General features: G+C 41.2%; 12 protein-coding genes. 2 read left to right on the forward strand and 10 right to left on the reverse strand.

Annotation, left to right across the window (positions count from 1 at the left end):
- Nucleotides 1–9: 9 nt before the first annotated feature.
- The 4 genes from ACPPVU_RS03585 to ACPPVU_RS03600 all read right to left on the reverse strand — a co-directional run bounded on the left by ACPPVU_RS03585 (nucleotide 10) and on the right by ACPPVU_RS03600 (nucleotide 4416).
- Nucleotides 10–264 (reverse strand): Txe/YoeB family addiction module toxin, encoded by a 255-nt coding sequence (locus ACPPVU_RS03585; protein WP_426670328.1) that lies wholly within the window; start codon nucleotides 262–264, stop codon nucleotides 10–12.
- On the reverse strand, nucleotides 261–515 hold the full coding sequence (locus ACPPVU_RS03590; protein WP_426670329.1) for a type II toxin-antitoxin system Phd/YefM family antitoxin: 255 nt from the start codon (nucleotides 513–515) through the stop codon (nucleotides 261–263). The genes ACPPVU_RS03585 and ACPPVU_RS03590 overlap by 4 nt, the downstream gene beginning before the upstream one ends.
- A gap of 59 nt (nucleotides 516–574) precedes the next feature.
- Complete coding sequence (gene uvrA / locus ACPPVU_RS03595) at nucleotides 575–3421, reverse strand: excinuclease ABC subunit UvrA (RefSeq protein ID WP_426670330.1); 2847 nt, start codon at nucleotides 3419–3421, stop codon at nucleotides 575–577.
- A 233-nt stretch (nucleotides 3422–3654) separates the two neighbouring features.
- Nucleotides 3655–4416, reverse strand: coding sequence for a lytic transglycosylase domain-containing protein (locus tag ACPPVU_RS03600; protein ID WP_426670331.1), 762 nt, complete (start codon nucleotides 4414–4416; stop codon nucleotides 3655–3657).
- A 224-nt stretch (nucleotides 4417–4640) separates the two neighbouring features.
- On the opposite strand from ACPPVU_RS03600, the gene ACPPVU_RS03605 reads away from it, so the two are divergent.
- Both ACPPVU_RS03605 and ACPPVU_RS03610 read left to right on the forward strand, forming a co-directional pair.
- Nucleotides 4641–6224 (forward strand): pseudouridine synthase, encoded by a 1584-nt coding sequence (locus ACPPVU_RS03605; protein ID WP_426670332.1) that lies wholly within the window; start codon nucleotides 4641–4643, stop codon nucleotides 6222–6224.
- 151 nt (nucleotides 6225–6375) lie between these two features.
- Complete coding sequence (locus tag ACPPVU_RS03610; protein WP_426670333.1) at nucleotides 6376–7506, forward strand: lactonase family protein; 1131 nt, start codon at nucleotides 6376–6378, stop codon at nucleotides 7504–7506.
- A gap of 103 nt (nucleotides 7507–7609) precedes the next feature.
- On the opposite strand, the gene bshA is transcribed toward ACPPVU_RS03610, so the two are convergent.
- The 6 genes from bshA to ACPPVU_RS03640 all read right to left on the reverse strand — a co-directional run bounded on the left by bshA (nucleotide 7610) and on the right by ACPPVU_RS03640 (nucleotide 14319).
- Entirely contained in the window at nucleotides 7610–8752 is a 1143-nt protein-coding gene (gene bshA, locus ACPPVU_RS03615; RefSeq protein ID WP_426670334.1) for an N-acetyl-alpha-D-glucosaminyl L-malate synthase BshA, read from the reverse strand.
- Nucleotides 8753–9016: 264 nt separating this feature from the next.
- Nucleotides 9017–9397 (reverse strand): VOC family protein, encoded by a 381-nt coding sequence (locus ACPPVU_RS03620; protein WP_426670335.1) that lies wholly within the window; start codon nucleotides 9395–9397, stop codon nucleotides 9017–9019.
- A 65-nt stretch (nucleotides 9398–9462) separates the two neighbouring features.
- Nucleotides 9463–10269 (reverse strand): AraC family transcriptional regulator, encoded by an 807-nt coding sequence (locus ACPPVU_RS03625; RefSeq protein ID WP_426670336.1) that lies wholly within the window; start codon nucleotides 10267–10269, stop codon nucleotides 9463–9465.
- 150 nt (nucleotides 10270–10419) lie between these two features.
- A complete protein-coding gene (locus tag ACPPVU_RS03630) occupies nucleotides 10420–10866 on the reverse strand; it encodes a hypothetical protein (protein WP_426670337.1) in 447 nt (148 codons plus the stop codon).
- Between the two features lie 17 nt (nucleotides 10867–10883).
- Nucleotides 10884–12716, reverse strand: a complete 1833-nt coding sequence (locus ACPPVU_RS03635) for a serine hydrolase domain-containing protein (protein ID WP_426670338.1) — start codon at nucleotides 12714–12716, stop codon at nucleotides 10884–10886.
- Nucleotides 12688–14319: an amidohydrolase gene (locus ACPPVU_RS03640; RefSeq protein ID WP_426670339.1), complete on the reverse strand. Its 1632-nt coding sequence runs from the start codon at nucleotides 14317–14319 to the stop codon at nucleotides 12688–12690. The genes ACPPVU_RS03635 and ACPPVU_RS03640 overlap by 29 nt, the downstream gene beginning before the upstream one ends.
- Nucleotides 14320–14341: the final 22 nt, after the last annotated feature.

Genomic DNA, 14341 nt, shown 5'->3' on the forward strand with positions numbered 1-14341 from the left:
AAGTAAAAATCAATAATGATATCTGCACTGTAAAAGAATGATCGAATCATTCTCAATTTTATACACCAGCCTGTGTTCCAGTGTTATTCTGCGTGACCACCATCCGGTAAGATTGTGTTTTAAAGGTTCAGGTTTACCATTGCCTTCAAAAGGCATCCGCTCAATTTCTTTTATTAATGAATTAACTTTCTTTAGCATGGTCTTATCTGTACTTTGCCAATACAGGTAGTCCTCCCATGCTGGGCTCAGGAAGATAATCTTCATTGTTCAATTAGACTTCTTTCAGTGCCTGAGCCTTTTTCGTATTCTTCGATACCTTTTTGCAGTCTTATGGCATTAGCAGGACTTTTGAGCAGATAAAAGGTTTCTTCCATGCTTTCATAGTCTGACTTTGAAAGCACTACAACGTCCTCACCATTGGCGCTGGTTACATATAGAGGTGAATGGCTGCTCCGAACTTTATCTAAATATGATTTTAATTGCTGTCTGAAAGCAGTGTAAGTTGTTATTTGCATTTTGAATGAATTTAAGTAAATATAAATAATAAAATAACTTGTACAAAATCTTGTACAAGTTATTTTATCCCCATCTCTTTCTTCAGAAATTGCCCGGTAAAACTTTCCTTTACTTTGCACAACCCCTCCGGGGTGCCGCTGAATAGTATTTTACCACCACCTGCTCCGCCTTCAGGGCCTAAGTCGATCACATGGTCAACTACTTTTATCACGTCGAGGTTATGTTCAATCACCAACACGGTATTGCCTTTGTCAACCAGTTGGTTTAATACACCTAATAGTACGTTGATGTCCTCAAAATGCAAGCCTGTAGTTGGTTCATCAAGGATATAGAATGTATTTCCGGTATCTTTTTTAGAAAGTTCGGTTGCTAGTTTTACACGCTGTGCCTCACCGCCCGACAATGTTGTTGATGCCTGGCCTAAACGAATATAACCCAAACCTACATCAAACAAGGTTCTTATTTTGCGATGAATTGATGGGATATGCTCAAAAAATTCACAAGCGGTTTCTATACTCATATCCAGTACATCGCTGATAGATTTACCACGATATCGTACCTCAAGTGTTTCGCGGTTATAGCGCCTGCCACCGCATTCCTCGCAAGGAACTTGTACATCTGGCAAAAAGTTCATTTCGATCACTTTCATGCCTGCACCCTGGCAAGTTTCGCAACGACCACCTTTTACATTAAAGGAAAAGCGCCCGGGCTTGTAACCCCTGATCTTTGATTCGGGTAATTGCACGTACAGGTTGCGGATATCAGAAAAAACACCGGTGTAAGTAGCCGGGTTGGATCGTGGGGTACGACCAATCGGTGTTTGGTCTATCTCAATCACCTTATCAACGTTTTCTAACCCTTCAATCTTTTCATAGGGAAGCGGTTGTTTTTTCGCCCTGAAAAAATGATGATTTAATATCGGGTATAAAGTCTCCGTGATCAGGCTTGATTTACCACTACCTGAAACACCGGTAATGCCTATCAATTTACCTAACGGAAAGTCAACAGAGACCTTTTTAAGATTATGCCCCGTTGCTTTTTTAAGTGATAGTATCTTGCCATTGCCATCACGCCTTTTCTCCGGTATGGCAATACTCCTCTCACCATTTAAATAAGATGTAGTGAGTGTATGAGCAGCCATTAATTCTTTAGGAGTTCCTTGTGCCACAACTTCACCACCGTGAACACCAGCAGCGGGACCCATATCGATCACATGGTCCGCTTCCAGTATCATATCCTTATCATGCTCTACAACCACCACAGTATTGCCCAGATCGCGCAGGTTTTTCAGTGCCTTGATTAACCGTTCGTTATCACGTTGATGCAAGCCGATACTCGGCTCATCCAGTATATACATTACATTCATCAACTGCGAGCCAATCTGCGTTGCCAGCCTGATGCGTTGTGCCTCACCGCCCGAAAGCGTGCGTGTTGTACGGTCAAGTGTAAGATAACTTAAACCTACATCCAGCAGAAATACTATGCGCGCACGTATCTCTTTTAATATTTCGCGGGCTATGGTATTCTGACGTTCAGTCAGCCTGTCTTCCAGGTTAGTGAACCATTCCTGCAGGGTTCTTATATCCATACAGGCCAGTTCAAAAATATTCTTTTGGTCGATCTTAAAATGAAGTGATTCTTTCTTTAAACGCGCACCTTCACAAACCGGACAAGTTTTTAAAACACGGTAATTTTCCATGTCGTCCATGTCCTCTTCACTGCGTCGTTCCTGCTGCTCCTCCAGCATCCTGATGATACCATCAAAAGTTATCTGGTAGCTTTGCACGTTCCATTTATTGTATTCTACCGCTACGGTTATCATTTCATGCGATCCGTTCAGGATAATATCCAGTGTTTCTTTTGGAAGCTTCTCTATCGGGGTGGATAATGAAAAGTCGTATTTTTTTCCCAGTGATTTTAGTACCTGGAAAACCCATGTTTCGCGGTATTCGCCCAAAGGCGCAAGGCCGCCATTCATGATGCTTAATTTTGGATTTGGAATAACCGAATGTTCGTCCACTTCAAAAATATAGCCCAAACCGTCGCATTTTTCGCATGCTCCATAAGGAGAGTTGAATGAAAAAGTATTTGGCTGAGGTTCATCATATGATATGCCCGAAACCGGGTCCATCAGGTATTTGCTGTAATAAAATACATTATTATCCTTATCCGCAATCCTGATAATGCCTTTAGCTATTTTTAATGCCGCTTGTATGGAAGTTTGAAGCCGCTTGCTGTCTTTATCGCTGATCACCAGGCGGTCAACAACGATATCAATATCATGTATCTTATAGCGGTCCACTTGCATTTTGGGCTCAACATCGACTATTGTACCATCTATCCAAACTTTTAGATATCCTTGTTTGCGTATCTGCTCAAATAGCTCCCTATAGTGACCCTTTCGTCCTTTTACAACCGGTGCCAGGATGTTTACAGGCTGCCCGTCAAACTTTTCGTTGATGGTTTTTAGTATCTGATCTTCAGACATGCGTTCCATCTTTTCGCCAGTCACATAGGAATAAGCCTCACCTGATCTGGCAAAAAGTAAACGCATAAAGTCGTATATCTCAGTAATAGTACCTACTGTAGATCGCGGGTTTTTACTCGTAGTTTTTTGCTCGATGGCAATTACCGGACTAAGGCCCGAGACCTTATCCACGTCCGGGCGCTCCATGCCGCCCATAAACTGCCGCGAGTAAGCCGAAAATGTTTCCATATACCTGCGCTGGCCTTCGGCATAAATCGTATCAAACGCCAGCGAGGATTTGCCGCTGCCGCTTAGCCCGGTGATCACAACCAGCTGGTTGCGCGGAAATGAAACATCAATATTTTTTAAATTATGTACCCTGGCTCCGTATACTTCAACTTCACTTTGCTCGCCCAGGTCAACAGGTTTTGTAATCATATGTAAATTCAAATAGCTGAGTTGCGGCCCGCAACTTTCTTGCTAATTTAGTTAGTATTTATTGAACTGAATGTCAATTTTTAAATAACCGGAAATTGTTATTAAAAGTTTACTGCACAGGCAATTTGCTTTACTTAACCGGGCTGCTTTTAAAAGCAGCAAAGATACACAAAAAAAAGCCGCCATGCTATGTAGCAAGGCGGCCGTAAGTGCTCCGTAATTGAATAGGCTTTTTAATTAAATGCCATCAAATCTGCAGGCTGCAGACTAAATTTATTTAATTTCTTGTAGCCATATAATTCTGGTCTTTCTATCACCTCTTTCATGGCGATGATCCTATAAACATAAATTCCTGTCTCAGGATTAAAGTGCATGCGGAAATAATTATCCTCGCCTTGCACTCTTATAGCTTTCGCCATTTTTATCTCGCCGATATTGTAAGCGGCTGCAGCAATTGTCCAGCTGTTAAATTGGGCGTGCAATTCTTTCAGGTATTTGCAGGCTGCGATTGTAGACCTGCGAATGCTGTACCTGTCGTCTCTGCCGTTACCTACCTTTAAACCGTAAGTGCGTGCTGAACCCGGCATAAACTGCCACCAACCGGCGGCACCGCGTTTAGATACACCCGATTTAAGGCCCGCCTCTACCAATGGCATGTATTTAAAATCTTCGGGGATTCCGTAAGATTTTAGAATAGGTACAATAATGGGAAATAGTTTTACAGCTTCTTCCTGCAAAATGTAGGATTGTAGGTTGTTGTAGCTGTTTTTTACTAATGTGTGCTTCATCTTGCGGGTTATCCGCATATCGTTGATGGGCATTGCTTCATCAGCAAAGGTGAAATCATTTGAAACACCTTTTTTAGGGTAAATAAATCTGTAATTTGACGTGTTTTTTGACACCTTTCTGGTGTCGGCTTTGGCATTAATAAATAGCCCGGAAATGACAACAGTCACCAACATTACGGAGCACGTAATAAAGAGTTTTTTAATCATTTCTTTTTTGGTTAACAAATAAACATTTAGGTAGATGCAGAGACAAAAGTACGTCATATAAATCAGATTATCAAATACTTATCTTCCAATGGGGTGTTTACAAATCGTTAAAACGGTTCAAAAACATGGTTTAAAATAACTTAAACCATGTTTTTGAACCGACTAAAAAAGTTGTGAAACCCACTAAAAAGCATTAACTTTGACCCTCTCTTAGAGTTAAAATTATGGTATTTAGAAGACCAGGGAACAGTCGCGACGACAAGTCCAACCGATCATCAAACAGGGCCTCAAAAGGTGATGATCAGTCCAAAAGAACGGGTGCGCCCCGTTCAAGCAAACCCTCAAATTCCGGCAGTGATAAAGCAGGCGAAAGGCCTAAAAGAAGCAGCTATGGAAGTGCGGCAAGCGGTGGACAAAAAAGTACATCATCTGAAAGGCGGAAACCTTACTCAGGCAGACCTGATTCTGGCGGTGATAGTTCCACAAGACGTACTTCCAGCGGAAGTGCACCTTATCGCAGTAAATCAAATACCGATGAAAGGCCTAAAAGGAGCTTTGGTGACGATACAGCAGGCGAAAAAAGAAGTTACAAACCAAGAAGTACACCATATTCCGGCAGACCAACTTCCGATGATCGACCTAAAAGAAGTTTTAGCGGCGAATCTTCAGGTGAAAAGAAAAGCTTTAAACCAAGAAGTACACCATACTCTGGCAGGCCAACTTCTGATGACCGACCCAAAAGAAGCTTTGGTGGTGAATCTTCAGGTGAGAAAAAAAGCTTTAAACCAAGGAGTACGCCATATTCAGGTAGACCAACTTCTGACGACAGACCTAAAAGAAGTTTCAGCAGTGAATCTACGGGCGAAAGGAAATTTTCTGATAAACCGAGTTTCAAAAGTGCTGAAGGTTCGGGTGATAGAAAGTTCAACAGACGCCCGGCAGAAGGTGCGGGATTTAAAAAACGTATTGAAGATCCGGCTTACAAGCCATTCCGCAATTCAGAAAATTCATCCTACAATAAGCCTAAAACTGAGCGTGACCCGGATGCGAAAACGTTGCGTGGCAGAAAAAAACCTGCAACAAAAGAAGATTCTGGGTTAATACGTCTTAACCGTTATATTTCAAATGCAGGTATCTGTTCCCGCCGTAAGGCTGACGAGCTGATCGCCGCAGGAGTAGTATCGGTGAATGGTGAAGTAATTTCAGAATTAGGCCATAAAATTGATCCGACAAAAGATGCGGTGCGCTACAATGGCGAACTGCTGAAAAGAGAAAAAATGGTTTATGTATTATTAAATAAGCCTAAGGATTATATTACAACAACCGACGATCCACAGGAGCGCCGTACCGTAATGCATTTGGTTGAAAAGGCAAGTAAGGAGCGTATTTACCCTATCGGAAGGCTTGACCGTAATACGACAGGATTATTATTAATGACCAATGATGGTGATTTGGCCGATAAGCTATCTCACCCTAAAAATAATATTGTAAAGCTTTACCAGGTTGAATTAAGCAAAGCCTTAACACAGGGCGATCTGAATAAGATATCATTCGGCCTTGAATTGGAAGATGGTTTAATAAAACCTGATTCTATTGCTTATGTTCAGGGTGCCACTAAAAAAGAAGTCGGAATACAAATACATAGCGGTAAAAACCGTATTGTACGCCGTATTTTTGAACATTTGGGATATGAGGTTGTAAAGCTGGATAGGGCGGTTTATGCCAACCTGACCAAAAAAGATTTGCCTCGTGGACGCTGGCGTTACCTGGATGAAAAAGAAGTGATACAGCTTAAGCACCTGATTTAAGCTGAAAGCGGAAAGTCCAAAGCGAAAAGCTCTGGACTTTTTCATTTAAGAGGTTTTTGTAATAAATTGAATGCATTTTCGAGCTTTATGCCGAAAGCTTTGGACTTTTGGCTTTAAGCCATTAGATTTACAAAATAACCGATCCCTGAATATGAAACGTCTGCTTCTTATCATTGTCTTGTTGTTTCCAGTGTTTACTTATGCACAGAAACCGGCACCATCAACCTACGATCTTTTAATAGGCACATACACTAAAGGCACCAGCAAGGGTATACTTGTTTACCGCTTTTATGTAGAGAGTGGTAAACTGGCTTATTTAAGTCAGATTGAAGGGGTAAGTAACCCTTCTTACCTCTGTGTTGCAAAAAATAACAAATATGTATACTCCGTAAATGAGGACGGGAAAGACGGAGGAGTAAGCTCATTCTCATTTAATCCGGTTGATGGAAGACTGAACTTCCTGAACAGACAAACCTCTGCAGGTGCTGATCCGTGTTATATTTCGGTAGATGATGATCAGAAAAATGTTTTTGTGGCCAATTATTCAAGCGGCAGTCTTGCCGTATTGCCTATAAATAGCGATGGCTCATTAAAAGCCCCATCACAGGTAATACAGGATGAAGGTAAAGGGCCGGATGCAAGCAGGCAGGAAGGGCCGCATGTGCATATTGCTTATTTCTCGCCTAATGAAAAATACCTGCTCTATACTGACCTCGGCACAGATAAACTAAATATTTTACGTTATCGCCCATCAAACGCATTGCCATTAAGTCCTGCTACGCCCGCTTTTATAAGCACGGCGCCCGGTAGCGGTCCAAGGCATTTGGTTTTTTCACCCAATAAAAAGTATTTATACCTGTTGCATGAAATGGGAAGTAACATTAATGTTTATGAATTTAATGGTGGCAAGCCTGTTCGTTTGCAAACCGTTAAATTGCTTCCCGATGGATTTAAAGGAACCAATGGCGCTGCAGCCATTCATATGACCCCGGATGGACGTTTCTTATATGCTACTGACCGTTTGGATGCCAGCGGATTGATCGTTTATTCAGTTAACCAGGAAACCGGTCAATTGACCTTTGTACAACGTGCATCAACCTTTGGTAAAAACCCACGCGATTTTGCAGTGGATCCAACAGGCAGGTTCCTGATAGCGGCGAACCAGGACAGTGATAATATTGTGGTATATAAAATAGATCAAAAAACCGGGGCGCTTACTCCAACCAACTCAGGAATACATGTTGGGAACCCGGTTTGCTTAAAATTTACTCCTGCTGAGTAAGCAAAAAGCATAAGGCTTAAAGCTTTAATAAATTAAAAAGCTGAAAGTTGATGCCCATTATTAAGGCAAAAACTTTCAGCTTTGTGCTTTTCGCTTTCAGCTATTATACAATGTTGGCTTTGCTTTTCTCTATTACTTCGATATAGTAGTTCTCATATATCGGGAGGATAATTGAAAGGTCAAATTCTTTTGCGCGGGCAAGGGAATTCTCTTTAAAGGTCTTAAGGCGGGCCTCATCTTCTAAAATGTATATGGCTTTTTCGGCCATGCCATCTACATCACCAATATCTCTTAAAAAGCCTGTTACGCCCTCAATATTCAATTCCGGAAGACCACCGGCATTAGTACTTATTACAGGTACTTTGCAAGCCATAGCTTCAAGGGCAGCCAAACCAAAACTTTCTGATTGCGAAGGCATCAAAAAGAGGTCAGATACTGATAATATTTCTTCTATTGCATCCTGTTTACCAAGAAAGCGCACATTGTCGCTCACGCCCAGGTCGCGGCATAATTGTTCGCAATCTGCACGTTCTTCACCATCGCCCACCATCAAAAGCTTTGAGGGTATCTTTTTAACAACCTTGGCAAATATGCTGATCACATCCTTTGTGCGTTTTACTTTACGGAAGTTGGATGTATGGATCAAAATCTTCTCACCCGAAGGAGCTATAGCCTTTTTAAAGTGGTCCTTTGGTTTCAGACTGAAACGGGTCAAGTCGATAAAATTGGGTATTACTTTTATCTCATTTTCTATCTCGAAAAATTCGTAGGTATCTTTTCTCAAATGTTCAGAAACTGCCGTTACGCCGTCTGATTTGTTGATAGAAAAAGTAACTACTGGTTTATAAGTCCTGTCTTTACCTACCAGGGTAATATCTGTACCGTGCAATGTGGTCACTACAGGGATATAGATGCCATAGGTCATCAATATCTGTTTAGCCATAAAGGCAGCCGAGGCGTGCGGAATGGCGTAATGTACGTGTAATATATCGAGCCCCTCAAAACGTACAACATCAACCAGGCGGCTGGCTAATGCAAGCTCATAAGGCGGATAATCAAACAAAGGGTACTTGGATACCGAAACCTCGTGATAAAAAAGGTTTTCTGAAAAGAAATCGAGACGTGCGGGCTGGTTGTAAGTAACAAAATGAACCTGGTGACCATGGTCGGCCAGTGCTTTGCCCAGTTCGGTTGCTACAACCCCGCTACCGCCAAAAGTGGGGTAACAAACTATTCCGATCTTCATTGATGTTGTTTCTCTCTTGCTAAATGGTAATGAAACTACCGCCCACTGTCGATACCGATCATAAGCAGATATGTGTGCGGTAGTTTCACTGCTGCAAGTTTAACAGCAATTTATGGCAATAGTGTTAAGGCTGTGTAAAATGATTGGGACCGATTATCTTTATTTGAATATCGTACATCGAATTTTGAATATCCAATTTCGAAGGTTTTATAGCACTAGCTGGATACTTCATCATTCAAAATTAGTTATTCAGTGTTCGATATTCTAAAGAGCCGTTGTCAGCCACCATGTATTGCCAAATGGGTCTCTTACACCAGCACTGCGTCCATAGCTCTGATCAGCAGGTTCCATAACAGTTACAGCGCCATTTGCTAATGCCTTTTGATAAATTTTATCACAATCATCCACATAGATAAATAATCCGGCGGTTTGTTTTGCGTGCTGTTCTGTAGCATCGGCAAACATAATTACGCTGCTTCCAATACTTATTTCAGCATGCATGATCAGTGTTTCTGTGCGCATGGCTTTATATCTTTCTACGGCATCAAATACATTTTTGGTGAAACTAAAAAAAACAGCAGCATTTTCGACAACAAGGTAAGGCATGATCTGTTGATAGCCTTCGGGGATATTTAAGTTTTTCATAATGTGTTTCTTTTATACAAATATGACTTAACTGACAACGCACAAATTGTAAAAACCGGACATCTTTAAATATTCCTGTATTCTGTCCCCTCGGCGTTCCCTGAAAAATAAAACCCGGGGTGATACCCAGTAAATGCCTTAACATCATGTATAAAATGCGATTGATCATAATAGCCGCATTCATAGGCAATACGGGTTAATGATTTATTGCTTCCATATTGTTTCAAGGCGTTTTGCAGACGGGTAAGCCGCAAATACATTTTAGGACTAAAGCCTGAATAGATTTTAAACTTACGATCGAACTGGCGGGTTGAAAGTGAAAATTTAGAGGCCAGCTCGTTTACATTGGTTCCTGTTCCGTCATAAATGGCATATCTTACAGCATGCATCATATTTTTTTCGAGCATCTGCCTTTTATGCAATTGGTTCTCTAAAAATGACGAAAGGATATTTATCCTTTGCGTATTATCTGCGGCCAGCATGATTTGTTCCTCCAGAAATTTTCCTTCGTCTCCTAATAATAAATGAAGGTCAAGTTGGGTATTGGTAGTTTCTTCTGCGGGCAAACCAAACATTCGTGGTATGGCATAAGGATAAAGATAAGCGCCAAACAGGCCGAAGTCTTCATGAATGATAAATCTCGAATATTGACTGGTTTGCGATTGCAGGCCCGAACGATAAGATGCAGGGTTAGTATTACCTGTTATATCATCAAAAACCCCTTTATAATGAAAAACAATTTCCGCACAGCCATCCGCCACAGATCGGTACACATAAGATGGCTCACTTAAGGATAGCTCATGCTCAAACACCCAAAAGCACCGCACATAGGGTTTTAGGATTTCCGGTGGTTGAATGGTTTGATACCTCATTGCATTTCGATGTTCGAAAACTCAAATGAATCACAATAAAAACCTAACAAATTCAAATCAAAGTTAAAAACTTGAAACAAGCAGAAAGGTAATAAAATCCAATTTTATTCACAGTAATAATCTATTAGATTTTCGGCGACGATGTGTCTTCTATGTAACTAAATTACTATTAGAAATTGTAATAATATCTCCTTCGTATCTTGTTTTTATTAAGATTTCTTTAATTTGATCCGGAAATTCATCTAGCCTAAGTGGTACTGTAGGCGAAGCCACAAGATGAATTTGAGTTGCTGAAAAATTATTCAAAATTGTTCTATCGAAAGCATACAATCCTTTTCTTGTCATTTCTATAAAATAATCAAGATACATATCATCGGCTTGTTCTCCTAAGATTTGACTTAAATTAGCGTTAATGATTATATCAGAATTATATGGTAATTCCATAAAATAATCAGTTAATAAAGTATCCAATTGTGAATAATTATTAGCTACAGATAATGGTAATTTCCCACCACCAGAGGCGACAAAACCAACGTCTACGCCATTAGTAAAAAACCAATCAATATCTAATATTTGTTGCTCTATTTGACTGTACATATTTAATGTATTACAATCTATAAGCCTTTCTGTATAGCCTCGTAAACCGCATCCTGTATCCTCGGCCGGATATTCAGGCTGGATAGTTGATCAGTTACTTTTGGGTTTACACGGTTTGATAAAAATATGTATACTAAATTATAAACCGGATCAACCCAGACACCAATACCGGTATAACCTGTATGCCCGAATGTTTTAGGCGATGCCAGTTTTGACGGATAATGATGGTCGGCAAGAGGGTCCCAGCGGTCAAAACCTATGCCTCGGCGACTTACATCTGATTGCTTAGCTGTGTACAGGTCGACTGTCTCGGGTTTAAAATACTCATCACCTCCATAAGTACCCCTGTTAAGCAGCATCTGGTATAATATGGCCAGGTCATTGGCACTCGAGAATAAACCTGCATTGCCCGAAACACCCCCCAATAAAGCCGCGGTTGGATCATGCACATAACCATCCAGCAAACTATGCCTGAACACTTCATCATACTCGGTTGGTACTATTTGGCTTTGCGGAAAACGTTTATAAGGTAAAAATCCAGCGGTTTGCATGCCCAGAGGATCATAAAAGTTCTCCTGTGTATATTCATTGAGTGGTGTTGCGGTAACGGTTTCGTCTATTTCTTTCATAAAACACATGCTCAGATCGCTATATACGTACTGTCCACGAGTTTTTAAAGGCGAATCCAGCATATCAGCCCACATTACATCCTTGAAATAGTTTTTACGCAGATAGAAATGTAAAGCTACTTTGGTAGGATAAGCTGCCGATGAATCTATACTGATATCTGTTGGTTTTAATTTTTCATAGGTCTGGATATCGGGTATCAAACCTGCCTGGTGCTCCATTAGTTCGCGTATGCGGATATCGTTCTTATTTGTTTTACGCGCCATCGGGATATAGGTACCAATGGTCGAATCCAGGTTCAACCTGCCTTCCTCTGTAAGACGCATAGTTTCAATTGTAGTGGCTGATATTTTGGTGACTGATGCCAAATCAAAAATATCAGTGATCTTGTCCGGTATTGCTTTATCATAAGTATGATAACCGTAGGCTTTGTTAAAGATCACCTTGCCATCCTTTGCCACTAATACCACACAACCCGGCGTAGCCTGGTTACGGATAGCTTCATAAGCGATGTTATCAATATCATTTAGATTTTTGGAGTTGATACCGACCTCTTCAGGTACTGTATACTGTAAACGGGTCTTAGTCGTAATGAAACCTGTATTTGCGCGATATTTTTGAGAGAAAGTCTTACTTAAATTTTGTGTGATCGCAATCCCTCCAAAAATAGCCTGTGCGCTAAAATATGCTGAGACGGGCGATGACCGCTGCGACATAATAATAGGCGCAGTCACGTTATCCAGCTTGGGTAGCGAGCTACCGTCACCGAAATAAGCAATGATCACGTTTTTAGACCGGCGGTTGGTATTGATAAATCCGACGATCTGTGGATTGGCCATATCCGCATCGGTCAGCTGTACTATTAATGTATTGTATAGTTTGGTGTCAAAATCAAGTACATCCGGGCTTTTGATACCTACATAATCCATGCCGTTGAAAGAATCTACTTTGGTGTATTTATTTGCGAGGCTGTCAAACCCTGTGGCATAAGGATATGAGAAATGAATGCTGGCAACATTGAGTTGGCCAAGCGCTTTAAGGGGAATCAACCCCTGACCGTTATTTAGTAGTATTGTAGCTTTTTCAACTGCTTTTTCTTCGTTAACATAGGCTTGACCGGTAAAGGGGGGATTTTGCGCACAGGCTGAATGAACTAAAACAAATCCTGAAAGGATCAGAACGCAAAATCTCCACTTATTTTTTCTCATATACTTTTTCTCCATTAACATAGGTTTTTAACACTTTAACGCCCGGCAGCTCCGATCCTTTTATTTTCATAATATCTTTATCAAGGATAACAAAGTCGGCATATTTTCCCGGCTCTATACTTCCTTTTTCTTTTTCTTCAAACTGCGCCCTTGCCGCCCATATGGTCATTCCCTTTAACGCTTCAATCCGGCTTATCGCATTCGCACTCTGAAATCCGTCTTCAGGATAGCCTTTCAGGTCCTTGCGCTCAACTGCTGCGTAAAACGTATAAATAGGGTTAATATTTTCAACAGGGAAATCTGTTCCCAACGGCAACCAACCATTTTGATCAAGCAATTGTTTGTACGCATAGGCGGTTTGTAAACGCTTAGTTCCAAGCCGCGTGCCTGCCCAGCGCATATCAGATGTGGCATGAGTAGGTTGTACCGAAGGGATGATATTATAGTCACCAAAATAATGAATATCGGCCGGTGATAATACCTGTGCATGTTCGATACGCCAGCGGCGGTCGTTCTTGCCTTTTAAAACGCTTGCATAAATTTTAAGTATCACCCGGTTGGCTGAATCACCAATGGCATGGGTACACATTTGGAACCCCTTTTCCGCAATCTTTTGAGCCACTTCTTCAAAATGTTTCTGACTGCTTAGCAAAAAACCTTTCCAGTTTTTCTGATCGCTATAAGGCCGCAGCAGGCAAGCTCCTCTTGACCCAAGTGCACCATCGGCATATACTTTAAAAGAACGCACATCCAAACCGGGAGTTTTAAATACACCACGTTTAAACAGGTATTCGTAGTTCTCAGCCCGATCTGACAGCATTACATACATACGCATTTTAAGGTCGCCCCTATGCTGTAACTGTGCAATTGTACTGATCATGGTATAAGGCAGACCACAATCAGAAACGGTGGTAAGTCCATCGGCAAAGCAATTGTGTTGAGCATCTAAAAATGCAGATTGTGTAATTTGTTCGTTTGGTTCAGGAATCTTCCGCTTTACAATACCTACGGCGTTATCAACCAAAATGCCCGTTAGCTTTCCTTTTACAGTTTCAATTTCCCCACCTGATACGGTTTGGCCGGGTTTTATTCCAGCTAAATTTAAGGCGGCCTGGTTGGCAATGGCTGCATGCCCGTCTATGCGGGTCAATAATACCGGCCTTACCGGGAATGATTTATCGAGTTTTTCTTTGCTTGGGAACTGTTTTATTTTCCATCTATTCTGATCCCATCCGCGGCCGATTATCCAACCGTCCGTGTTTCGTTTTGAGTAGGCGTTTACGGTATCAATGATCTCGTTCCAGCTTTTTGTGCCATCCAGATTCACTTCCTGCAAGCTCAAACCGTACTCATAAAAATGAGAATGGGCATCAATAAAACCCGGATAAACAGGTTTGCCTCCGGCATCGATCACCTTGCGGGCTTTGTATATTTTTTCTAATGAGTCATTCTTACCAACTGCAATTATTTTACCTCCATTGACCACAAAGGCATCAGCTGTGGAGAAGTTAGCATTTACTGTATAAACCACTGCATTTTTAACCAGCAGATCGGCATTAAAATCCTGTTGCTTACAGGCGACTACCAGTAGCATCAACAAAGGGAAAATTTTTCTCATAGAGTTCGTTTAGCTAAACTAT

This window comes from Mucilaginibacter sp. McL0603, from assembly GCF_049992945.1.
Taxonomy (GTDB): Bacteria; Bacteroidota; Bacteroidia; order Sphingobacteriales; family Sphingobacteriaceae; genus Mucilaginibacter.

What these genes read in the sequence shown, in the direction of transcription:
- ACPPVU_RS03640 (WP_426670339.1), bottom strand. Translation starts at nt 14,319, where the DNA reads ATGAGAAAAATTTTCCCTTTGTTGATGCTACTGGTAGTCGCCTGTAAG.
- ACPPVU_RS03620 (WP_426670335.1), bottom strand. Translation starts at nt 9,397, where the DNA reads ATGAAAAACTTAAATATCCCCGAAGGCTATCAACAGATCATGCCTTAC.
- ACPPVU_RS03635 (WP_426670338.1), bottom strand. Translation starts at nt 12,716, where the DNA reads ATGGAGAAAAAGTATATGAGAAAAAATAAGTGGAGATTTTGCGTTCTG.
- ACPPVU_RS03630 (WP_426670337.1), bottom strand. Translation starts at nt 10,866, where the DNA reads ATGTACAGTCAAATAGAGCAACAAATATTAGATATTGATTGGTTTTTT.
- bshA (WP_426670334.1), bottom strand. Translation starts at nt 8,752, where the DNA reads ATGAAGATCGGAATAGTTTGTTACCCCACTTTTGGCGGTAGCGGGGTT.
- ACPPVU_RS03585 (WP_426670328.1), bottom strand. Translation starts at nt 264, where the DNA reads ATGAAGATTATCTTCCTGAGCCCAGCATGGGAGGACTACCTGTATTGG.
- uvrA (WP_426670330.1), bottom strand. Translation starts at nt 3,421, where the DNA reads ATGATTACAAAACCTGTTGACCTGGGCGAGCAAAGTGAAGTTGAAGTA.
- ACPPVU_RS03610 (WP_426670333.1), top strand. Translation starts at nt 6,376, where the DNA reads ATGAAACGTCTGCTTCTTATCATTGTCTTGTTGTTTCCAGTGTTTACT.
- ACPPVU_RS03625 (WP_426670336.1), bottom strand. Translation starts at nt 10,269, where the DNA reads ATGAGGTATCAAACCATTCAACCACCGGAAATCCTAAAACCCTATGTG.
- ACPPVU_RS03590 (WP_426670329.1), bottom strand. Translation starts at nt 515, where the DNA reads ATGCAAATAACAACTTACACTGCTTTCAGACAGCAATTAAAATCATAT.
- ACPPVU_RS03600 (WP_426670331.1), bottom strand. Translation starts at nt 4,416, where the DNA reads ATGATTAAAAAACTCTTTATTACGTGCTCCGTAATGTTGGTGACTGTT.
- ACPPVU_RS03605 (WP_426670332.1), top strand. Translation starts at nt 4,641, where the DNA reads ATGGTATTTAGAAGACCAGGGAACAGTCGCGACGACAAGTCCAACCGA.